The following is a 22,283-nucleotide window of genomic DNA, read 5'->3' as shown; positions in this document are numbered from 1 at the left end:
ACGATTCCTTTTAAAATTTTTTTATTCAGAAATTTGTGCATATGGTACACTATCCCTATAATACATACTAAGGCGAAAGGATGATAAGTATGAGTTTAGTGGATATGGTTGAATCTCAAATGATCGCATCTGTAACAAACGAAATGGATTTAGATCATGCACTGAACAGCAAGGCAAATATTGTCTTCTTGTTAACTGGAAATTTAATGACGATTTCAAGTTACGTTGATCAACTGCGCGATGCTGGTAAACACGTATTTATTCATTTGGACTTTATCGACGGCCTCTCTAATTCTCGTAATGCCATTGAATACGTTTCTAGTCAATGGAAACCCACAGGAATTATTACGACTAAAAGTCATATGGTTAAAATGGCTAATGAACTTGGTTTAAAAACCATTCAACGAATTTTTCTTTTAGATCATACTGCAATTGCAAAAGGGATTGAAATGGTCAAATCCTGTAAACCCGACGCTGTTGAAATTATGCCCGGCATTATGCCAAAAATCATTGATCAATTATCACATGAGATTGACTTCCCTATTATAGCTGGTGGCCTAATCGATAACATCTCTGAAGTTCACGAAGCTTTAAAAGCTGGTGCACTTGCTGTTTCTTCTGGAAATTCTGAGATGTGGAATTTTGATTTATAAGGTGCAAATGTCTTTCACACTTTCTAATACATAATCAGGTTTAAAACTCGCTTGTTTCAACATCTCTGGTTTCGTAATTCCCGTCAGTACAAGAACAGATTGGATACCCGCTTCATTTGCCATTCGAATATCTGTTTCTAGACGATCCCCCACCATAAAACAATCTGAAGCTTTCATTTTCAATACACGATTTAAAATATAGTCGGCCATTAATGAAGATGGTTTCCCTGTTATCAAAGTGACAGGTTCTCCTGTTGCACCTTCCATTGCACCAATCATTGCACCACAATCTGGAACTTCTCCTTCAATCATAGGACAAGTTCTATCTGGATTTGTTGCAATGATTACTGCTCCATTACGCCATGCCTGAAATGCATCATTTAACTTATTGTAAGTAAACTGACGATCCCAACCTAACACGACATAAGAAGCGCTGGCAGGAATATCTGCCAGCTTTATTTGTTCCTCTTCCAGTTCCAAAAACAATGGTTTCTCTCCAATTACATAGGCGGTATCGTCTTCCTTCATCTGTGATTTTAGATAATGAGCAGTAATGTAATTTGAATTTATGACTTCATCTAATTTCACTTGAATACCCAGACTGTTTAGTTTAGTGACGTAATCTTCTCTTTTAGCTATCGATTTGTTAGTCAAAAACACAACTTTATCTCCGCGCGCTTTTAAGCTTTTTATCGCTTCAACAACACCTTTGATGACGATATTTTCAACGTAAATTGTTCCATCCAAATCAAATATGAAACCCCTCATGCTATCCACCTCGGCTACTTTATAATTGCTCTTTACGCGTTAACAGACTTGCTACATACTGTAAAATCAACACAATCACAATCATCACAATCGACATTGCCGCAGCCGTATAGAATTCACCGCGCAAAATATTTTGGAAAATCGCTAAACTCATTGGCGCCCATTCAGGTGGAGCTAGCAGGATAGACACACTCGCTTCTTTAATAACCGTGATAAATACAAGAACCGATCCAGCTGCAATACCGGGCAGTAACAGTGGCCCAATAATCGTAATGGCCGCAGTTAATGGAGTGGCTCCCAGGTTTACTGCAGCTTCCTCAATATCTTGCTTGATAGCTCTCATTGATCCCATCGTTGAACGAACCATATACGGCAGCCTTCTAATTGTATAGGCCACGATTAACAAGAAAGCGGTTCCCGTCAGTTGTAAGGGAGCGGTATTAAAGGTCTGAATCAAAGCGATACCAAATGCAATACCTGGTACTACTAATGGAATAGATGCCATGAAATCCAGTTTCGAAGAATTTTGACGGACTACAAAGTAGGAAACAAATGTAGCAATAATTACGCTTAAAATTAGCGCTCCTGTTGCCAAGACAATACTATTTGTAATATTGCCCATTGATCCACTAAAAATGGTTCGGTAATGATCCAATGTATATCCATTTGGTAACATTCCTCTTCCCCACGTTGTTGCGATTGATTGCAATGCAACGGACAATATCGCAAAAAGTGGAATTAATACGATTAAAAATGAGTATATAGCGAGCACTCGGCTCAATCCTTTATGCTCTACTAATTTTTGTTGCTTCGGTTTACCTGAAACAGAACCATAATTTTTGCCTTTTGTGAATAAATACTGAAGCCAGAAGAAAAATCCAGCTACAATTACCATTACAACAGTTAAGATGGCAGCACCACCCCAGTTAAAGAAACCAGCAATTTCACGGTATGCTTCAACGACCAATAAGTTTAAATTAGCAGGTGCGAGAATAATAGGCGTTCCAAAATCCGAGAAACTGACTGTAAAAATCAATAATGCACTTGAAATTACTCCTGGAATTGCTAGTGGGAATGTGACAAAAACAAATGTAAACCAACTTTTCGCCCCCAAATTTTGGGAAGCTTCTTCTAAACTAACATCACTAATTTTAAATGCTGCTACTAGTGGCCAAAGTGCGTATGGAAAGAAGAAGAACACCTGCACCATTGCGATTCCAGTCATGGAATACGGATCAATTAACATGCCTTCTCCACCTAATTTATTGTAAATCTCGGTGACCCATCCAGCTCTACCAAACATGATGATAAATGCGTAAGCAGAAATGAATGTCGGTACGATTAGCGGCACAGTACATAGCGCAGAAATCGTCTTTTTAAAAGGCATTTTAGTACGGGCAATTCCGTATGCTAGAGGAATACAAAGAATAATAACAATAATCGTTACACCAAAAGCCAAAAACAAACTGTTTTTCAATGCATCTGCATATCCTGAATTACTAAAAATTTGTTTGTAATTATCAAGTGAGCTGTTTCCAAGTTTTTCAATTGTGGAACTCATAATAGCTGGATCCGTTATCGAACCTAAAATATTAATGGGCTCTCCTGTAAAACTGACTACGAATACAGAGATTAACGGCAAAATCATAAAAAGACCGAAGAATAGATAGATCAACCACTTAATAACTGTTAATCCACTAAAAGTATTTTTTATCTTTTTCATATTAACAGCACCCTTTCGTGAGCAACTGTCAGTTTTACTTCTTTGCCTTTTTCGTAAATACTCCCACCCGTAGAATAGGTAGTATCGATGACTAATTGGTACGAGCCCACTTGAACGTCATAGCGAACAATCGACCCTAAATATGTAGACATTAGTACAATTCCTTGAATAACATTTGTTTCTGATAACTCGATAATACTTTCTGCTGCTTCTACTTTGATGTGTTCGGGACGAATAATAACATCTACTTCTGGTTTATTCGGTTTTTTAGTCGATTGTAAATCGAAGCCTTCTCCTTGGACTCTGTACAAGCCATTTTCTTCTCCAACTACCGTTCCTTTAAGGATGTTTGAAGTTCCAACAAAATTAGCAATAAAAGGAGTTGCAGGATTACTATAAAGATCTGTAGGAGTTCCAATTTGAATAATATTTCCTGCATCCATTACAGCTACTCTGTCAGCCATACTCATTGCTTCTTCTTGATCATGTGTAACGAATATTGTCGTAATCCCCAATTCTTGTTGGATTCGACGAATTGTATTGCGCATCGAATGACGAAGTTTTTGATCTAAATTCGATAAAGGTTCATCCATTAATAAAACAGCCGGTTCCATTACTAAAGCTCTCGCCAGTGCGACACGTTGTTGTTGTCCACCAGATAACTCACTTGTTAAACGGTGCGCATGTTGATCTAATTCTACATACTTTAGTATCTCCATTACTTTCGCTTCAATATGTTTAGGTGTTTTACCTAGTTTTTTATTCAATAAACGCGCATAAATTCCAGCTTGTTTGAAGATGTTGCTGCTATTTAGTTGCTTAATATTCAAGCTGTATGCCACATTCTCAAACACGTTCATATGTGGGAAAAGTGCATAACTTTGAAAGACCATACCGCAATTTCGTTTGTTTGCAGGAATTTTTTCTACTTCTCGGTCGCCAATACGAATTGTGCCCGAAGTTGGTTGTTCAAATCCCGCAATACAGCGCATCATCGTCGTTTTTCCGCACCCAGAAGGGCCAAGAAGGGCGAAAAACTCCCCCTCCTTGATATCCAAATCAATATTTTGTAAAGCTGTAAAACTTCCAAAACTTTTTATCAAGTTATTTACTTTGACAGAACCCATATCCATTCACCCTCTTTTTAATTATTGAAATCGATCTTTCCATTCGTTTCTTACACGGTCGTAGTTTTCGTTGACCCAATCAATATCAAGATCCACCGCATTCTTTTTAACTTCTTCTAGCGTTAAATCTGTCTTAGATTCTACTTCTGAATTGATCGGAATATGATAAGCATCCGCCATGATTTGTTGAGCTTCTTCACTTAGTAAGTAGTCGATAAATGCTTTTCCGCCTTCTGGATTTGGTCCGCCTTCGATTAACGAAGCTGGGTTAACAAGGACTGGCGTTTTATCTGGAAGAATAAAATCAACGCTTTCGCCTGCATTCTTTTGCTCATATGCCATAAAGTCAAAACCAATTCCAATATGAGCTTCTCCCATTGCAACGCCTTTTGTTGGAGCAGAACCTGAGTCAGGCATAGAGTTCGCTTGTTCAGATAGCTTCTCGAAATATGCCCATCCTTCTTCTTCACCACGTTGCATTAACTGATCCATTACCATTAAAGTAGCTGTCCCTGAAGCTGCTGGGTTTGGAAATTGAATTTTGCCTTTCCATTTTGGATCTAACAGCTCGTCCCATGTTTTTGGTGCCTCTTCTTCAGTTACTAATTCTGTATTATATGAAAAACCAAGTACAAAGACTTCTACCCCTACGTATTTTCCATCGCCGTGTTTCATTTTGATGCCATCTTCTACTTCGCTCCAGTCAGCCGCAACATCTGGAATATAAGAAGCCAAAATCCCGCGGTCTACCGCCGCTTCAAAAGGAAGAATTCCTCCACCCCCGTACCAAACATCAGCTTTTGGATTATCTTTTTCTGCTAGCATTTGGTTGACAAGTACGTTTGTTCCTGCGTATTGTACATCAACTGGACTGCCGTTAAGCTCTTCGTATTTAGTAGCCAATTCTTTTGTAAACTCTGGTGTTTCAGGTGAATACAAGGTAATTCGTTCTCCCCCGCCTTCTCCACTATCGCCGCCTCCACCAGCACATCCTGCTAACACACTTGCTGATAACATTAATCCGACCATTAATCCTGAAACCTTCTTCATCCCAATTCCCCCTTGTGTTTTAGTTGTTTTGCAGAAAAAAAATGAACGCTGAACCAAGCCCCTGTAATTAGGAACTTGCATTCAGGCGTTCATCTCATAGTCTCTGCCTCGTTATGCAACTAGCTAAATTATACAATAGATTCAGAATATTGCAAGCGCTTACTTGATGTTTCTTACATATTCTTCATACTTATGAATTCCTGTTAAATCTACCCACCAGGTCAGCTAGCCACCTTATTTTTTCCCTTTCAATACTTCGTTTAAAAGATCAGGATAATTCGTAAACATTCCGGTTACTCCCCAGTCTAATAGTCGTTCCATGTCCTCTTTTGTATTCACTGTATACGGATGAATCAACAAATCATTTTCGCGAACTTTTTCTACATACGCTCTATCGATGCGCTTGAAACTTGGACCAACACCAATGGCATATTCTTTAATCTCAGCAATTTGTTCGTCTGTAATGGTTGCAGGACCCGAGTATGAAAGTAATTGAACCAATGGAACTTTCGGGTTTAATGCATGCATTTTCAATAAGCTTTCTTGGCTAAACGATTGAACCAAAACTTTACTAGATGGCGCATTCTGTACAATCATTTTATATTTAGTAAGAACGCGCAGCAATTCTTCTTCCATACCTGGGTAAACTTCTGGCGCTTTTGTTTCGATATAATATCTTGCACCGCGACCGAATTCTTGAAAGACTTCTTCAAGAGTTGGCACTTTTAGACCAACATATTCTGCTTTTGCTTGCTCAGGATAAGCTTCGTTAAACCAAGAGCCAGCATCTAATTGCTTAATCTCTGCAAGTGTCATATCTTTTACGTAGCCTGTTCCGTTCGTCGTCCGATCTACTTTTTCATCATGCATAGCAATCAATACACCATCTTTTGTCATTTGTAAATCGATTTCAATATAATCGCCGTGCAGATCTTCTCCCAATTCATAAGAGACCAGTGTATGCTCAGGTGCATATCCGGAAGCTCCTCGATGAGCCACATTTAAAATCTTATTCGGATTCAACAAAGGTGCTTGTGATTTTGCAAAACTTGGCGTTGAACTAAACGTAAACACGGTACTGAGCAATAATAAAATCAATAAGCTATACGAAACCTTTTTCAAAGACTTCATCTCCCTATCTTTTTTTTGACCAATTGCACATTAGATCGACTATCACTAAACATTTTGTTCTCCGTGGCAAGAATAGCAATTTACATACTAAATTTTATGCTAATAAAACTCCTCCTTAAATTCCCAGATTAAAGAAACCATAATGAAAATATTCAAAATTGTCAAACTAATTTTAAATTATTCGACTTCTCAATTGCAAAATATGCTCTACATCCGGTCGACAAATTAGGAGAAATAAATTCCCTAAACAATTTATACAGCTGAATAACATAAAAAAACACACTCCCAATATTGACTTAGCAAGTGTAGTTACACGGTGACCCAATTCAACTCTAATCCTCTACTGTTCACAACTTATGCAAATAAGACCCTTAAGACAAAAGAAAGGATTTTGATACGCCACACTGCTATACTCCTCAATGAAGAAACTGGCAGGGAAAGAAAGGGAGTTATCGAAATGAAACTAAGTGTCTTAGACCAAGCGCCTGTTACGACTGGAAACACAGCCGCAGCAGCGATGCAAAATGCGGTGGAACTTGCGGTTCTTGCCGACACGTTGGGCTACAGCCGGATGTGGATGGCTGAGCATCATGGCTCTAGCGCATTTTCCAGCTCCGCACCCGAAGTCACGGCCGCATACTTAAGTGCCAAAACAACAAACATTCGCATCGGTACAGGCGGTGTGATGATGATGCATTATTCGCCGTTAAAACTGGCAGAAGTCTTTAAAACATTGGCTGCCCTTGCGCCAGGCCGTATCGATTTTGGCGTTGGCCGCGCACCCGGTGGTGACCATAGCGCCATTTACGCGTTGGCTCAAGGACGCCGCCCGATGACTGACGACATGTACGGAAAATTCGACACGGCATTAAAACTGATCAATGACGAAGTACCGGAAGAGACGATGTACACTAAAACCATCGCGGCTCCGACACATATTCAGTTGCCAGAAGCGTGGCTACTCGGTTCAAGTGGCAATAGTGCATTAGAAGCAGGACGTATGGGCGTCGGCTATTCTTTTGCCCAGTTTTTCAATGGCGGCATGACGAAAGATATTTTAGCATCTTACCGTGCAAATTTTAGACCGTCAGCATTTATGGACAAACCTGAAATTTCGGTATCGTATTTAGTGACAACAGCTGAAACGGCCGAAGAAGCAGAATACGAAGCATTGCCACAAGACATTTCACGCCTGATGTTGATGAAAGGTCGGATTATGCCCCTTATGACACCCGAAGAGGCACAAAATTCCGCGTTAACTGAAATGGACCGCATGCAGATCAAGGAAAGCCGCAGCATCCATTTAGTCGGTTCCGCCAAAGACGTCGCCGATCAATTGCAGCGCGAGCAAATGGAATATGGTTTTGAAGAAGCCATGATCTGCAGCATTCCGCATTCTCAAGAAAAACGATTGGCTGTTTACCAACTACTGGCAGAGCAATTACTGTAACGGATCCATTTAATAAATAAACAAAGGAAAGCCGGACCGGTTACCTCTTCAGGTCAACCGGTCCGGCTTTTTTCACTGCGTGATTGCTTCTACTGAATCTTCCCTAACTCATCTAACAACGTCTACCTTTTTCTCAACCACTTTTTCAATCGACGCATTAGCGGCAATTTTAGCAGTTCGATTTTCACATTGCGCGCACGAATCACCGTCTCAATCATCGGGGAGTCAAACAATGTATGAAGTTCGAAGCCATCATCCGTTTTGTAAATTTCATCATACAACCACCATGCCCCTTTAAAATCTAACGGAATATCCGAATAAGTGACCTCTTCAAAAGTGACACGGATATCGGTGAAATAATGGAAACCTCCACTGCAGTCGAGCGTCAGGACAAGCTGATCTTCAGACGGTTTTTCAACAGAAAGAACGACGGCATCATGCAGGCCATTCTCCATCAGTTCGACTGCAGCTGGTGGGAGCTCCGCTTTGATCGATTCGAAATGTTGCTTATACCGGTTATCAAGCTCCTCCATACGCCGCTCGTAGTTCCGCTCCCACCGATTGACGAGTGTGCGCAGTTCTGGAGTCGGGTATTCTGTCACTAGTGTACCATCATGGATATATGGATAAAACGTCTCCGGTAAGTAGCGCAGCAAACTTCCCCGCATATCGGCCAGATTGCGCAAGTTCAATTCCCGTAAATCCTTTCCTTCCTTACGGTAATATTCCACCTCTTCTTCCCAATCCTTTTCCGAGTCATGCAATACAAGAAAACCCGAAACCTGCATTTCGTCATACCAATCCTTCGTGAAGTATTTCATTTGATAAACCTCCTAAGTGTTCCGCTTTCTTTAGAGCGACAAAAATTCCAATCAACTTATTTAATCGAAAAGATTAATAAGTCAGGGGTAGCGTTGTATATCTTATAAACGGTAATGCGATGTCAAAATCGGCTAGAATGCGTTAATATCATTAGTTAATTATTAGGGGGAAAAAACATCTGAATGATATAATAGTTAAAAAGGAGTGAGTTGAATGGTTTCAGGTTTTGAGAACTTCGATAATGTTTTTGAGGATATTTTCAAGCAAAAAAGTGATGAAATTAATGAGCAATTAACTCGCAAGTTGATAATTTCAATGGTAGGTGATGTTAACTGTGGTAAGTCTTCGACAATCAATAGGCTCATGAAGGAAGACATTGTAAGTGTTGGTGCTAAGCCCGGTGAAACAAAAGAGATTAAAGAGATTGCTTACAGAGAGAATATTATTTTTGTTGACACTCCAGGTCTAGACGATGTTATTAAGACTAATTCGGATATCACTCTAAAGTATTATAAAAACTCTGATGTCATTCTGTTTTTCTTAAATGCTGCCGGAACTGTTCTTTCTGAAAGTGAACTTAAAAACTTAAAAGAAATTGAAAAAGTGAATCAAGACATTATCATTGTTTTAAATAAAATTGATGCGGCTGACGAAATTCCAGAACTTATTAAATATATACAAGACCATACTGATTACAACTATCCAGTCGCCCCTATCTCCTCAAGAACGGGTGAGAACATCTCCTTCCTTCAAAATAAATTGATGGATGTTCTCGAAAAAAAATCTAAAGATATTTTACTGGCCACAAATTTAAAGGACAAGGCCTCAATCGCAAATCGGTGGATAATAGGCGCAGGCGGATCTTCGGCCGCGGTTGGGGCTCTTCCAATTCCAGGATCTGATTTTGTTCCTCTTATCTCCATTCAAGTAGGACTAATCATAAAGTTGTCTACTCTCTACAATAAACCAGTATCGAAAGAAAACGCTAAGGAATTAATTATCGCTACTGTTATAGGAAACATCGGTAAAACAGTATTCCGTCAAATTGTAAAAGTGATTCCAGGTGCTGGTTCTGTTATAGGTGCCAGTGTCGCCGGAGCCACTACTGTGGCACTTGGATATGCCATTAAGTATATGCATGAAAATGATATCGAATTAAATGCAGATCAATTAAAATCTGTATACGAAATGTTTTTAAGTCAACAAAAAAAGGCTTAATATCTTCAAAATCCCTGTAACACTAGTAAGGTTTATATTATTATCCTACCCTTTCATGATATTAAAACTGTATGTATTATCGCAAACACATAAAAAATGCATGACGATGAGCCAGCCCAGAAATGGGTGGCATTCCTCATGCATTTTTTTAGCTAAAATTGTGTTTGACATAACTAAGCAGTTCACTGCTTTGTCCAAGAATTATACTCTTTTCAAAGTTTTTCTTTCAACTGCTAAAACGGTTCCCCTGTGTGCGAAACCGTTATCTCGGCAGTCACTGCCTCAAAATCAAACAGAAATATTCTCCTTTACCTTTTCTGTTTCCATCAGCCTCCAGGTTCTTCCTATGAACAACTCAAGTATGCATTTTTCTTCCCAGGGAACGACACAATTCTTGATAACTCAACTTCTGAAACATATCCATCAATTCGAGAGTATGACATATCAACTTATACAGAAAAACCTTTTACTACGGATTCTGATAGAGATAACTCGGAGAAATAATTTTAATGCAAACTGTGCTTTTTGTCATTTTTTCTTGTTACTCGTATGCAAAAGACTGATTTTTGCTACAATGGAGAAAAACCTCAAAGGAGACTTCACATGCTGCAAATCAACAATACCCCACATTACGCTGGCGTTACCGTTGCTGGCGACTACCAGGATCTTGACGAATTATACGAAGCGCTGCATCTAATCGTTGGTGAAGAAGGTGAACTGCCTGCATACGACTCTGTCCGGATTCGGGTGCTTGGTGTCTGTTACGATATCCGTCACGCGATGATGGGCGGCCGCGGTGCAACTGCTGTGCCCAATGGCTTCGATAAAGAACGGGCTCGCTACATGCCAATTATCGGCCCTGACACCAATATCTACCTAACCTTTGAAGTCATGTGGCCGGAATTACTGTTCGTTTCCTTTTCACTCAATGATTTTATTGAACTCTATGAAAAGCGTAGCAACACGCACCCCTGGGACCCAACCATCATTGCCGTCCGTAAATTTCAAGGGGCCGTTGCGCGTTGCTTGCAAGAAACCTTATCCGAATCAAAATATGGCCACCTCAAAAAGTATATCCGCCCTTATATGAACTATACGTACGGCCTTTACCACAACTATGCGACTCAATACGTCGATCACTTGAATATCAAGTTTTTGAAAATGAAGCCAGAAAGACGCCTGGCCAACATCAGCATTATGGCAAAGCGTCTCGGTGAACTGGACCATCTCTATATAAATGCAAGAGCAGGGATTATGGATGCGGCCCGCGACTTGAATGTGCCTGAATCGGAAATCCGATTTAACGAAGAGTATCCAGAAGATTTTGAGTGGTGAGACGGCTGTCGCTTTATATGACGAAGTCTTTTCGAAGATATGCAGTATTGTTTGTGCTGTTCCCAGCAGTTCCCATACATTCCCTGTACACCGCACAATTCATTGTAGTGTAGGAACCGTTTGGAATGGTTTCTTTTTCTAGGACAGGAAATTAACTGACTATATAGCCAAACAAAAAGAACCTTGAGGTTGTCAAGGTTCTTTTTGCAATTATATATTAAGCATTTAATTTATATTGCTCTGTCATACATGCTGTTCTCAGTTGTTAGCTCATTCAATTCGGCAATAACAACCTTAGGGATGGAAGGGTCAAATACTGTAGAAATATAGCTAACTGTAAAAGTATAGGTAGCTTTTATACGGAAGTTTTGATATTCGGGTGAATTTTCTGTGGTCATCCAATAAAGAACATTGCCATCTTTATCCACCAAAGCGACTACGCGGTGTTCGTCATTTTTAAAGCACGACAAAAGCTTAAGATCCCTCGTATATTTCTTCCCTTTTTCAAATCCGTTCACTTCTTTGATCGCAAGCACCATCGAAATACACCCCATTCCATAGTGGTATGCATTTAATATAACAGAACTTATGTTCGATTACCAGTCAGAAAGTTAAAAAGTGTGAATATTTCGTACTTTTAAGATCGAAGAGTTAATTTAAATTAACTCTTCTACTTTTTCGCATGCTTAATAGTCGACAAAATGAGTAGGCGTGTAAATAAAAAACTGTTTCTGTCACCGGTTCCCTCATCTCTATTCAAGAATCAGTTCCACTACTTCGACCCGGCACTCCAGTTCATCCCCCACTTAAACGCTCTATCCATGTCCTTGTGGCCATTAAAGTATTCGACTACTTTTTTTACGCTCATCGTTTCATTGTTCACATTTTCGAGAAGCGCGATCGCACACATTCTCTTGCCTTTTCGGTGTTCATCGAGACGAACCTCAATGTCCGGTCCGCTTTGCTGTTTCATCGTCACAACGCCATCCACTTCTGACCAATTCGCTGCGCCTTCGTAGATGAACGCATAGACAAGAAGTCTTTTGAATTTAGTAATTTTATTGCCATTGATCCGTAGGTTTTCGCCGCCTTTTATGGCCCCTGTCCGATCATCCTGGTCCAGTGCAATATATGGTTCGCTACTTAAGTTCCCAAAACTATTTCCAAGAGCCTGAACAGTTCCTTTATAGCCATCTTCCAGTTCAAAGAGGCAGCCCAGATCCAAATCGACAGAAGAGCCTGCGCCTAGGACTGAAGACAAAAATCCTTTGGCTGTTTTCTGATTCCAATTTAAATTCACAAGGATTTCTCCAAGCGGGGCATTCGTTTTGTTTAAATTGATTTTATCTCCGGTCTTTTTCAGCTCTACTTTCGTAAGATTAATCGAAGCAGTCGCTGCCTGCTTTGCTGGCTCTGCTTGCGTTGGTGCTTTTTGAAAGAAATCGAGACCTGCCTGAAAGTGATAGCTTTTGCATAGCTCAGCTAGTCCGTCACTAGAACTTTGTCCAATAGCAGCAAACTTCCATTCCCCGTTATGCAAATAGACTTCACCCGCAATGACGCCCGTTCCTGTTAAAGAATCTTTTCCTAATTCGTACCTATGTAATTGTTGCCCATTTTCGGCATTATCGATTTGGACGTAAGCGTTTGCCACTTGGCCGAAGTCCTGCTTCTTGGATTCTCCATCATACAAATGGATTGCTAAGACAACTTTTTTGATACCAGAAGAAATGGTCTTTAAATCAATAAGGATCTGCTCGTCATCCCCCGCACCTTCACCTGTACGATTATCCTTAGTTAATTGAACTGCACCATCCCAACTTTTTAAGTTGTTGTAAAAAACAAGGCCTTCTTTCCCTGCAAGCTGCCCTGCTTCATTCACCAACAATGCAGAAACGTCTAAATCAAAGTGGCGACCATGGCTACCAGTATCCCAACCAAGTCCCAGCTTGATTTTTGTCAGTGCAGGATTCGTTTTTGTTAAATCCACCTTTTGTCCTTTTACTAAAACTACCATTAAGATTCCTCCTTTTAGTCAATTAAATCTACTTCTTAATTTTACTATAATATATGTTGAATTTTGTTTACAGAATTTTGAAAAGTAATTTACCGGAAACAATACCATTAACAAAATATATACAGCTATTTCCGCATTTAAATCATCCATTATCATGAATTGTTAAAGTTGTTTTTCCACAGAGACAAACTTCAATAATGTTAATACCTGCACAGGCAACAAAAAAGAAGCAGGCAATCATGAATTTCCACGATTGCCGGCTTCTTTAATATGGTCGTGCGCCTTAAGTTAACGACATTGACATAAGGTGCACTGCTTTTAGAAAATCATAACTTATTCTCCTGCTGCTGACATCTTATAAACCTTACCGCCATCCGTGATGGCAATAAGCGCGCCATCCTCCGTTACAAGAATATCGCGGAAACGTTCGTTTTCACCAGTTAATAGACGTTCTTCTCCAACGATGGTGTCTCCTTTAATAACGACACGTGCAATATAGCTCGACACTAACCCACCGATAAACAGGTTGTTCTCCCACTCAGGAATTGCGTCGTTATCGTAGAATGCCATACCACTTGGTGCACTCGTTGGATCCCAATAATATCTTGGTTCAATAAAGCCTTGCGCCTCGTGTTCTGAAATACCATCATTGATCAATTCACCCGTGTACTCGATGCCATAAGAAACAATTGGCCATCCATAGTTATTACCGGGTTCAATAATATTCAGTTCATCCCCAGCTTGTGGACCGAATTCAACAATCCATAAGTCTCCTGTTGCAGGGTTGTAATCGATACCTTGAATATTACGGTGACCGTAGCTGTAAATACCATCTAGCGCGTCTTCATCTTCGACAAATGGATTCGACTCTACTGGTTCTCCGTCTTGTGTGATGTGAATGACTTTCCCTAAATAAGCATCTAATTCTTGTGCACGATCGCGACTTTCGTCATCTGAACGCTCACCAGTTGTTAAGAATAGGTTGCCATCATCATCAAAGATAATACGTCCACCATAGTGTAACGTACCTTCATATGCTGGTGTCGCTTGGAAGATGACTTCAAAATCTTCAAGTGAAGCTTCATCTTCTGATAATACACCTTTACCGACAGCCGTTACCGTGCCCCCTTCAACATCTTGAGAAAACGTCAGAAACACTAATCGGGATTCGTCAAAATCAGGTGCAACCGCTACATCAAGTAAACCACCTTGATCTTCGTTATTTACTTCGGGTGTCCCTTTGATTGGATCTGAAACAGCGCCGTCTTCAAGGTTTACAATCAAAAGTTCTGCTGTATCTCTTTGCGTAACAAGTAAGCGGTTTGGTTCAAACTCTGCCATCCCCCAAGATACGCCAAGACCCTCAACAATAACTTCCGTATCAATTTCTGTTTCAGTCTCTACTGCAGGTGCTCTTGTTTGTTCTGGAAATGCGGGTTCAAACTCAGTAACTTTTGGTTCAGTTTCTGCACTTTCATTAGCTTTCTCTTCAGAGCCCTCTTCAGCACTTTCTTCTGTTACTGCATCCGAGTCATCAGTTGGTTTTTCGTCTGAAGTTTCATCGTTGCCACATGCTGACAAAGTCAATAAAAAGAGCAGCATGGTAACGAACATGAATCTTGACCGTGAAATTTTTGCCATCGTTTTTCCACCTCTTTCTTAAAATTTTTTAACTGAAGAACTATTAAATTCAATTCTCAGAAATCAAACATCCGAAATTGATTAAGAGTTGCCTATCCTAACTAAAAACTCCCTTATAAATGCATTTCCCCTTAAACCTACCCCAGCAAACTGATTTATTTAGCATAATGAATCAGTTGCAGTGTGTTCGATGTGTTCTGTACAATTCTCACAAATTTATAGAGGGGAATATAATCAAAAAGCTGCACCCCAATTTTTCATGTGATAGGGGCAGCAATGTATAGTAAACAAATTGTCATGTATTGTTTTCTGCACAGGAGCGCGATTTTATGCCGCCTCACACAGAAAAATCTTTTCATCTCTCCGCATCTTTTCTCAGCCACTTCGCCGTCACCGTATCCGATTCGAGCATCGCTTTCGGTGTCCCCTCAAATAGGATTTCTCCTCCTTTTTTACCGCCACCTGGACCCATTTCGATGATCCAGTCGCTTGCCGCGATAAAGTCCAGATTGTGCTCGATGAGGATCACCGAATTCCCTCTGTCAACGAGCCCCTGGAATACAGCTAATAGATGGGCATTATCTTTTGTGTGCAGCCCCAATGAGGGTTCATCGAGCAAGTAAATCTGTCCTTCTTTTTTCAGGTGACTGGCGAGTTTGAGGCGCTGCACTTCGCCGCCGCTCAACGAACTGGTCGTTTGGCCGAGTGTCAGGTAGCCCAAGCCGACATCTTTTAAAGTATCTACTTTTTTGACGATTTTCGGCATTTTTAAATAGTGATTGGTTTCGTCGATCGACAACTCCAAAATCTCTACAATATTTTTCCCTAAGTGGCGATACGACAGCGCCTCATCGGAATAGCGCGTCCCTTTGCACGCTTCGCAAGTAACGGTGACGGGATCTGCGAAAGCCACGTCCGGCGTGGTGACGCCTTTGCCTTCGCAGACAAGGCAGGCTCCTATCGAATTAAAGCTGAACAAGCCCACAGGCTGTCCTGTCTCTTTGGCAAGAATCGAGCGGATGTCATCCATAATCCCCATATAAGTCGCGAGTGTCGAACGGCTCGATGTTCCGATGCTACTTTGCCTCACCGCGATGGTTTCGGGATAATTCTCCGTAAATGCATCAAACATTAACGAACTCTTCCCAGAACCCGAAACACCGCAGACAGACACCAGCACGTTTTCCGGAATTTTCACGCTTACGTTTTTTAAGTTATTCGCAGATGCATTGTTGATCGAAAAACTATTTTCTGTCTGTCGCGGTGTTTTATTGACAGCGACTCTATGGTTTAAATCAGTGATCGCGGATGCTTTCTGCAGACCTTCCTGCGCGCCCTGATAGACCACTCGACCGCCAGTCACACCGGCACCCGGACCCATTTCGATAATTTCATCCGCTGTTTTGATGACGGTCAAATTGTGCTCGATGACGACGACGGTGTTGTAGTTGTCTCTCAAACTTTCCAGCATGTGCGTCAGCTTCTCGATTTCTTCCGGATGCAGCCCCGCACTCGGTTCGTCGAATATATACGTGATGTTGTTCAGACTGCTGCCTAAGTGGCGCGCAATTTTCACGCGCTGCGCTTCCCCTCCGGACAAAGTGCCCACTTTTCGCGCCAGACACAAATAGCCAAGTCCCAAATCAACCAGCTGCTTGACACCCGGTAACACCTGCTGCGCAATCGATGTGCCAACCGGATCTTTCATCTTCCCCAGTTCACCCAGCAAATCCGTCATTTCCAGCCGGTCGTATTGCGCGATATTCAAGCCGTTGATTTTGCTTTCTAGCACTTTCGGATTCAACCCAGAACCTTCGCAGGTCGGACACAGTGTACGTGCCGTCACCGCCAGTACATCTTCCTGTGACGTTACTTTCAGTTTTGAGAGGTCGCGGTTAATGTACAGACGGATAAACCGGGGAAGAATGCCGTCCCATTCAATGTCCCGATTACCTACTTTGTAGTAGTAAGTGCTAAATGCCCGCTCGCCTTCACGCGGACCGTAGACCAGAAGATTGTATTTTTCTTCCGTGTAGTCTTTGATGGGAAGATCGGGGTCAAACAATCCGCCGTCCACCATCCATCTGCCTTGCCAACCGGGCGGCGCGAGCGGTCTGAATCTCACCGCGGACTCCCGAAGCGACTTTGTATGATCGATGAGTTTGTGGATATCCGGTGCAATAATTTCGCCAAGTCCACTGCACTCCGGACATTTGCCGAAAGAACTGTCACTCGAAAACTCCGCAGCTGAGCCGATCGGCGGGCTGCCAATCCGCGAAAACAGCAAGCGGATCAACGGATCGATATCCATATAAGTGCCGACCGTCGAACGCGAATTTCCTCTTACCGGTTTCTGTTCGACAACGACCACCGGACTTAAATGCTGCATCAAGTCGGCATGCGGCCGTTCATACCTCGGCATCTGGTGCCGGATATACAGCGGATAATTCAGCGTCATTTGCCTTCTGCTTTCTGTCGCTAACGTATCAAAGACAACCGAGCTTTTGCCTGAACCCGACAGGCCGGTAAACACATTTATCTTTTCTTTCGGGATATTCAAATCGACATTCTTCAAATTATTTTCCTGCAACCCTCTCAGGATGATTTCATCTCTTTTTTCTGCCATGGTGAACTGCTCCTTTTCTGATCAAGTCAGGTAACTAACCTATTGATATAAGAGTTCCCTGTTTTGGTCCCGTTTACACAAGCGTTTATTGGATGAGGAAATGAATAAACCCGAAAAGCCACACCCGCGATGTTGCTGCAGGTGTGACTTTGTATGGAGTATGGATTGTCAGGGTCGTTTAGAGTTTTTTAACACAGGAAAGCGATTTTTCTTCCACTATCCAGGTGAGCCTATTAAAACACTCTTCCCAGGATACGCCATGAAAAAAAATCGATCATGTCTTTTAATTTATACAAATAACATTTCGATAGATGGCAATACCACTAGAATCAAGCCCGCCCCTAAAAGCATACACCCTTTAATATTTCGTCCCAGGGAGCGAAACAATTTCCACACAATTTATACAGATGAATAATATGAAAAATCTGCACCTTCAACATAGACGCAGCGGGTGCAGCAATGTATATGATATAAATTGTAGCGTATTGTCCGAATCGTTTAGAATTGTTTCTTTCCCAGGGACGAGGTTTATATGCTTTAATCCATTTTGATAAATTTGGACAGGATTACTTGCATAGACTTTATAAAGGACATTTCTTTTAGGCTCAACCTATTTCCGATTTAAATTAATACAACACTAGTGTAAAATTATATATTACAAAACATTCAATAATAGGCACTCGTATTGTAAGCGTTCGCCCCTCACAAATACCTATTTAACAAGGAAGAGAGGTAAGTCTAATCATAGAGAAGAAGCATTTTTTTAGGAACGTAAAGCTTATTTTAGTTGTCAGTATCCTTGCATTCATTTTCGTCATACAATTATTCGTGCCTCCAACCATGTATGCCGAAGAAGCTCCGCCTACTATAAAGCTAGGCTCTTATTACGATATTTTCCTTGATCCAACCAATGAAGTAACTGTAGAAGAGCTCTTGTCTGGTGAATACACAGATTCTTTCACGCCCAGTACACAAGAGTATTTAAACTTCTGGCATACAGACGATACCGTTTGGCTTAGATTGGACGCAGACGAAGTCATCACAGACAAAGATGAGTCTTATTGGCTGGAACTGATAGACAAACTTGAAACGATCGAGCTCTATTTAGTCAAACAAGACGGTTCCTATGATAAAAAAATCGGCGGCTTTTCAAATCTAGAGGAACGCCAAATCAAATTCCGTTCCATCCTATTTTCAATCAATGATCCTTCTATTGACGAAATTTATCTGAAAATAGAAGGTTCAATGCCTCTTACGGTCATCTCTTCCCTCTCTACAACAACTGGATTCATTGAAAAAACCATTGTTTACAAGTTTTTTGTTGGTGCTTTTTATGGATTTTTAACCGCTTTATCTATTTATAATCTATTTCTTTTTTTCTCTTTCAGAGAAAAAACCTATTTGTATTACGTTTTTTATATGTGGAGCTTTATGGTCTTCCAAGCGACGATGAATACGTTTGACATTGAATTGACTGGCCACTTTCTACCCGAGTGGTTTTTCACACGATCTTTAGTATTGAGCTGTAATTTATTGCTTTTATTTATGACATTATTCGGCAGAAACTTCCTCGAATTGAAAAAGTATTTGCCTATACATAACCATCTACTAACAATTGCATTATGGATAAACGCCATCTTATTTATCGCAGTTCTCCTGACGCCCGACGTAATGGCGGTCAATAATATTACAACGATATTCACAATGCTTGTACTCGTATTACTTTGGGTTTCAGGATTAACTTTATTGCTGAAAGGCTATAAAGCAGCTCGATTTTATATGGTTGGATGGACGATTTTGCTATCTTCCATTATCATTCAAGGGCTGGGATTTTTAGGTGTCATTCCATTGCATCCTCGAATTTATGAAGACATTCCAGCAATTGGTGCTATTTTCGAAGCTATCTTCCTATCATTGGCACTTGGAGATAAGATCAATATTATCAAGAAAGAGCATCAAGAAATGCAACTTCAACTAAATGCTAACTTGGAGCACAAAGTAAAAGAGCGGACACAACAATTAGAGTTGGCTAAACAAGAACTTGAGCAGTTAGCCAACACGGATAGATTAACCAAAATTCCGAACCGCCTTCGACTTGACCGGGTCTTGGAAACTGAATTGCGGCGTGCGCAACATGATGAAGTTCCGCTGTCCATCATCCTATTGGATATTGATCATTTTAAAAGCGTGAACGACCAATTTGGCCACCAAGTAGGTGATATCGTCTTAATCGAAGTTGCCAATTTATTAAAAGATCATATTCAAGCGGGAAATACTGTAGGGAGATGGGGTGGTGAGGAGTTCTTGATCATCTGTCCCGACACCCAAATCGACGATGCGATTAAACTCTCTTCCAAACTTCGCGAACAATTTGAACGTTATCATTTTCAAGCGGTTGAACGAAAAACATGCAGCTTCGGCGTTACAGCCTATATGGAGGGTGATACATTGAACACCATGGTATCGAGAGCCGATCATGCCCTGTATCAGGCGAAAGATAAAGGACGAAATCGTGTAGAGTATGCACTGACATAATAAAAAGAGTGTGCCATTGAGTTTTTGGCACACTCTTTTTTTAAAAGTTGAATTCAATTGAATTTCGTTTTCCTGGAGCGATACAGTTATAGCTAGAAATGTTGCTTCAATGGATAAGATAGTGTATATCATATAAATTGTCTTGTATATTCAAAATACATTATTTCACTTCCCTGAAACACGATTTCCTTATTTAGCTGTTTTTTAGTAATTATGGATTCTTTGCAATGCTAATGGGAAGGCGATTTTCAAGGTGTAATCATTTTACTAATAGAAACTAAAAAGAACAGGGAAGTCCCTGTTCTCTGTTTTTTCATGCTAATTGAACTCCAAAGTTGGTGCATAATTGCTGAATATCAGACTGATAACCGTTTCCGACTGCAGTGAACTTCCAATCTTCGTTGTAACGATAGATTTCCCCAACTATCAGACAAGTCTCCGGACCACCACCATTGGCCAAATCAAACTGGAACATTTCCTCCCCGGTTTCTGCATTTGTCATCCGGATAAAGACATTGTTCACCATGCTGAAATTCTGCTCTCGAGTTAAAGCATCGTAGATAGTTACAATAAACACAATTTTTTCTACTTCGCTTGATACTTTATCCAGTTCCACGAAGACCGTTTCAGTATTGTTTCCTGCAGTACGACTATCCTTCAATAAATTCGTGCTGCCATCTGGCGATTGAGGGTTGTTGTAGAATATAAAAAATTCTTCCTTCGGCACTTTTTGATTTTCATTCAAAAGGAATACATGAACGTCAAGATCGAACTCTGTTCCTTGCTGGCTGCTGACATCCCAGCCTAGTCCGACTTTGAGTTTCGTTAGCGGAGGGTCCTCCATAGTTAAGGAGACACGCTCACCTTTTCGTAATGATAGCCTCTTAGTTGGAGGAGGTGTCGTTTCAATTTCCACTAATTTGGTCTCTGGTTCTGCTGATTGAGGGGCTGACACTTCAGGTTCTTTTTCAGCAGGCTTATCTTCTTTCACTTCCGAATCGGCTGGTGTTTCAGGTGCTACTTCTTCAGCCGGCACAGTAGTTGGGCTATCCAATTGTTCTACTCGCTCATTAGACATAATGATGGACTCGTCGATAATGCTCAAATCCAATCTGTTCGCTCCTACCTGCTTGGCAATTGCCGTCGCTTTTTCAATCACTTTCTTTGTAACAGCATGTGGGTAAAAGTCTTTGACAACCAATTTGATGAACTCAGGCGGAAGTTCTTCAAGTGTCTTCTTAAATGAGGTGAGCAGTTTATCCCGGAAGATAATTTCCTCAGTGGCTTCTCGAATGCTGTTTGCTGATATCTTCGTGTAACTGAGTAAATTCAAGAAGTAAAAATCATAATCCGTGAGATTTAAAACATCTAAGGAGTAAAAGGGTTCGATATCCATTAGATTTTCATAGTAGAAGTCCGTAAAAAAGTGATAATTTCGTCCGTCTGTAATGATTCCCAGTTGTACTTCCGGTGTGGAATTATAGTATTTCTGCAGTTGATGGTAATGCCTTTTAATATTGGTGTTTAAAGGCTTGGCCTCAATGATGATTTTGAAGTCACCCAAATCCAACGCATAATCCACTTTGTCGTTGTTCCCCCGTAGGTTGGCTGGCTTGAACTCATGCTTCAAGACATTCGGATCTGTTATGTCGTATCCGAGTGAAGTGAGGAAGGGAAGAATAAGAAAGTGCTTCGTTGTCTGTTCATTAAAGGTCATGTCTTCATTGGTGAGAATCTTCTTTAAATTATCAATTGATTTTTGTGCAGAAGTATCGAGCATATGCCTCTCTCCTTTAGTTTTACTTGTTCCCGCTTACCATCTTAACTCATTGTAACATTTATCCGACAGAGGTAATTAATGTAAAGCTGTTTTATATAAACAATCTCAAAGAAAAAAGAGAGGAATTACCAAATAGTCCCTATGTTACAAACAATTCAAACACAATTTATACAAATGAATAGAATCGAAAAACCACATCTGAAATGTTAATGCATCGAGTGTGGCAATGTATGGATTATAAATTGTCGTGTATTACCAGAATCTTTTAGAATAGTTTTTGACACAGCGTTTAATGTGAAATAAGTCAAGCGCTAACTATAAGGAATTTTGACAACACAAAACCAAAGATCAACTGGAATAAAATTGAAATCGACAATCACAGAACAGTAATGAAGGCATTTCTCCGC

General features: G+C 40.6%; 16 protein-coding genes. 5 read left to right on the top strand and 11 right to left on the bottom strand.

Going from position 1 to position 22,283, the window contains the following annotated elements:
- Positions 1 to 89: 89 nt before the first annotated feature.
- Entirely contained in the window at positions 90 to 653 is a 564-nt protein-coding gene (locus FQ085_RS10455) for a glycerol-3-phosphate responsive antiterminator (protein ID WP_071153926.1), read from the top strand.
- Here FQ085_RS10455 and FQ085_RS10450 read toward each other — a convergent pair.
- The 5 genes from FQ085_RS10450 to FQ085_RS10430 form a co-directional block, all read right to left on the bottom strand.
- Positions 648 to 1,421: an HAD-IIA family hydrolase gene (locus FQ085_RS10450; protein WP_149456551.1), complete on the bottom strand. Its 774-nt coding sequence runs from the start codon at positions 1,419 to 1,421 to the stop codon at positions 648 to 650. The genes FQ085_RS10455 and FQ085_RS10450 overlap by 6 nt on opposite strands.
- 19 nt (positions 1,422 to 1,440) lie before the next feature.
- Entirely contained in the window at positions 1,441 to 3,144 is a 1,704-nt protein-coding gene (locus FQ085_RS10445; RefSeq protein WP_071153928.1) for an ABC transporter permease, read from the bottom strand.
- Positions 3,141 to 4,271 (bottom strand): ABC transporter ATP-binding protein, encoded by a 1,131-nt coding sequence (locus FQ085_RS10440; protein ID WP_149456550.1) that lies wholly within the window; start codon positions 4,269 to 4,271, stop codon positions 3,141 to 3,143. Before FQ085_RS10440 ends, FQ085_RS10445 begins: the two co-directional genes overlap by 4 nt.
- Before the next feature lie 21 nt (positions 4,272 to 4,292).
- A complete protein-coding gene (locus FQ085_RS10435; RefSeq protein WP_149456549.1) occupies positions 4,293 to 5,321 on the bottom strand; it encodes an ABC transporter substrate-binding protein in 1,029 nt (342 codons plus the stop codon).
- A gap of 234 nt (positions 5,322 to 5,555) precedes the next feature.
- Entirely contained in the window at positions 5,556 to 6,452 is an 897-nt protein-coding gene (locus tag FQ085_RS10430; RefSeq protein ID WP_149456548.1) for a glycerophosphodiester phosphodiesterase, read from the bottom strand.
- A 457-nt stretch (positions 6,453 to 6,909) separates the two neighbouring features.
- Between FQ085_RS10430 and FQ085_RS10425 the strand changes: the two genes are divergently transcribed.
- Positions 6,910 to 7,902: an MsnO8 family LLM class oxidoreductase gene (locus FQ085_RS10425; protein ID WP_149456547.1), complete on the top strand. Its 993-nt coding sequence runs from the start codon at positions 6,910 to 6,912 to the stop codon at positions 7,900 to 7,902.
- 122 nt (positions 7,903 to 8,024) lie between these two features.
- Here the strand turns inward: FQ085_RS10425 and FQ085_RS10420 are convergent, their stop codons facing one another.
- Positions 8,025 to 8,723, bottom strand: coding sequence for a DUF4085 family protein (locus tag FQ085_RS10420; RefSeq protein WP_149456546.1), 699 nt, complete (start codon positions 8,721 to 8,723; stop codon positions 8,025 to 8,027).
- A gap of 214 nt (positions 8,724 to 8,937) precedes the next feature.
- Between FQ085_RS10420 and FQ085_RS10415 the strand changes: the two genes are divergently transcribed.
- Together FQ085_RS10415 and FQ085_RS10410 are read left to right on the top strand one after the other, a co-directional pair.
- Positions 8,938 to 9,942 (top strand): GTPase, encoded by a 1,005-nt coding sequence (locus FQ085_RS10415; RefSeq protein ID WP_058386244.1) that lies wholly within the window; start codon positions 8,938 to 8,940, stop codon positions 9,940 to 9,942.
- 603 nt (positions 9,943 to 10,545) lie between these two features.
- Positions 10,546 to 11,277, top strand: a complete 732-nt coding sequence (locus FQ085_RS10410) for a DUF6904 family protein (RefSeq protein ID WP_149456545.1) — start codon at positions 10,546 to 10,548, stop codon at positions 11,275 to 11,277.
- 230 nt (positions 11,278 to 11,507) lie between these two features.
- Here FQ085_RS10410 and FQ085_RS10405 read toward each other — a convergent pair whose 3' ends face one another.
- The 4 genes from FQ085_RS10405 to FQ085_RS10390 all read right to left on the bottom strand — a co-directional run bounded on the left by FQ085_RS10405 (position 11,508) and on the right by FQ085_RS10390 (position 17,561).
- Positions 11,508 to 11,816 carry a hypothetical protein gene (locus tag FQ085_RS10405; protein WP_149456544.1) on the bottom strand — a complete coding sequence of 103 codons (309 nt, stop codon included), beginning with the start codon at positions 11,814 to 11,816 and terminating at the stop codon, positions 11,508 to 11,510.
- 233 nt (positions 11,817 to 12,049) lie between these two features.
- Positions 12,050 to 13,294: a TerD family protein gene (locus tag FQ085_RS10400; protein WP_149456543.1), complete on the bottom strand. Its 1,245-nt coding sequence runs from the start codon at positions 13,292 to 13,294 to the stop codon at positions 12,050 to 12,052.
- A gap of 333 nt (positions 13,295 to 13,627) precedes the next feature.
- Complete coding sequence (locus FQ085_RS10395) at positions 13,628 to 14,935, bottom strand: PQQ-dependent sugar dehydrogenase (RefSeq protein ID WP_149456542.1); 1,308 nt, start codon at positions 14,933 to 14,935, stop codon at positions 13,628 to 13,630.
- A gap of 355 nt (positions 14,936 to 15,290) precedes the next feature.
- Positions 15,291 to 17,561 (bottom strand): ATP-binding cassette domain-containing protein, encoded by a 2,271-nt coding sequence (locus tag FQ085_RS10390; RefSeq protein ID WP_149456541.1) that lies wholly within the window; start codon positions 17,559 to 17,561, stop codon positions 15,291 to 15,293.
- A gap of 840 nt (positions 17,562 to 18,401) precedes the next feature.
- On the opposite strand from FQ085_RS10390, the gene FQ085_RS10385 reads away from it, so the two are divergent.
- The gene (locus FQ085_RS10385; RefSeq protein WP_149456540.1) at positions 18,402 to 20,096 is read left to right on the top strand and encodes a sensor domain-containing diguanylate cyclase; all 1,695 of its coding nucleotides are present in this window, start codon (positions 18,402 to 18,404) and stop codon (positions 20,094 to 20,096) included.
- Positions 20,097 to 20,409: 313 nt separating this feature from the next.
- Here FQ085_RS10385 and FQ085_RS10380 read toward each other — a convergent pair whose 3' ends face one another.
- On the bottom strand, positions 20,410 to 21,876 hold the full coding sequence (locus FQ085_RS10380; protein ID WP_149456539.1) for a TerD family protein: 1,467 nt from the start codon (positions 21,874 to 21,876) through the stop codon (positions 20,410 to 20,412).
- Positions 21,877 to 22,283: the final 407 nt, after the last annotated feature.

Source organism: Planococcus sp. ANT_H30 (assembly GCF_008369335.1).
Classification (GTDB): Bacteria; Bacillota; Bacilli; order Bacillales_A; family Planococcaceae; genus Planococcus; species Planococcus kocurii.
The sequence above is the reverse complement of the archived record's forward strand: the minus strand, read 5'-3'. Positions and strand labels throughout refer to the sequence as shown.

What these genes read in the sequence shown, in the direction of transcription:
- FQ085_RS10455 (WP_071153926.1), top strand. Translation starts at nt 90, where the DNA reads ATGAGTTTAGTGGATATGGTTGAATCTCAAATGATCGCATCTGTAACA.
- FQ085_RS10450 (WP_149456551.1), bottom strand. Translation starts at nt 1,421, where the DNA reads ATGAGGGGTTTCATATTTGATTTGGATGGAACAATTTACGTTGAAAAT.
- FQ085_RS10445 (WP_071153928.1), bottom strand. Translation starts at nt 3,144, where the DNA reads ATGAAAAAGATAAAAAATACTTTTAGTGGATTAACAGTTATTAAGTGG.
- FQ085_RS10440 (WP_149456550.1), bottom strand. Translation starts at nt 4,271, where the DNA reads ATGGGTTCTGTCAAAGTAAATAACTTGATAAAAAGTTTTGGAAGTTTT.
- FQ085_RS10435 (WP_149456549.1), bottom strand. Translation starts at nt 5,321, where the DNA reads ATGAAGAAGGTTTCAGGATTAATGGTCGGATTAATGTTATCAGCAAGT.
- FQ085_RS10430 (WP_149456548.1), bottom strand. Translation starts at nt 6,452, where the DNA reads ATGAAGTCTTTGAAAAAGGTTTCGTATAGCTTATTGATTTTATTATTG.
- FQ085_RS10425 (WP_149456547.1), top strand. Translation starts at nt 6,910, where the DNA reads ATGAAACTAAGTGTCTTAGACCAAGCGCCTGTTACGACTGGAAACACA.
- FQ085_RS10420 (WP_149456546.1), bottom strand. Translation starts at nt 8,723, where the DNA reads ATGAAATACTTCACGAAGGATTGGTATGACGAAATGCAGGTTTCGGGT.
- FQ085_RS10415 (WP_058386244.1), top strand. Translation starts at nt 8,938, where the DNA reads ATGGTTTCAGGTTTTGAGAACTTCGATAATGTTTTTGAGGATATTTTC.
- FQ085_RS10410 (WP_149456545.1), top strand. Translation starts at nt 10,546, where the DNA reads ATGCTGCAAATCAACAATACCCCACATTACGCTGGCGTTACCGTTGCT.
- FQ085_RS10405 (WP_149456544.1), bottom strand. Translation starts at nt 11,816, where the DNA reads ATGGTGCTTGCGATCAAAGAAGTGAACGGATTTGAAAAAGGGAAGAAA.
- FQ085_RS10400 (WP_149456543.1), bottom strand. Translation starts at nt 13,294, where the DNA reads ATGGTAGTTTTAGTAAAAGGACAAAAGGTGGATTTAACAAAAACGAAT.
- FQ085_RS10395 (WP_149456542.1), bottom strand. Translation starts at nt 14,935, where the DNA reads ATGGCAAAAATTTCACGGTCAAGATTCATGTTCGTTACCATGCTGCTC.
- FQ085_RS10390 (WP_149456541.1), bottom strand. Translation starts at nt 17,561, where the DNA reads ATGGCAGAAAAAAGAGATGAAATCATCCTGAGAGGGTTGCAGGAAAAT.
- FQ085_RS10385 (WP_149456540.1), top strand. Translation starts at nt 18,402, where the DNA reads ATGTATGCCGAAGAAGCTCCGCCTACTATAAAGCTAGGCTCTTATTAC.
- FQ085_RS10380 (WP_149456539.1), bottom strand. Translation starts at nt 21,876, where the DNA reads ATGCTCGATACTTCTGCACAAAAATCAATTGATAATTTAAAGAAGATT.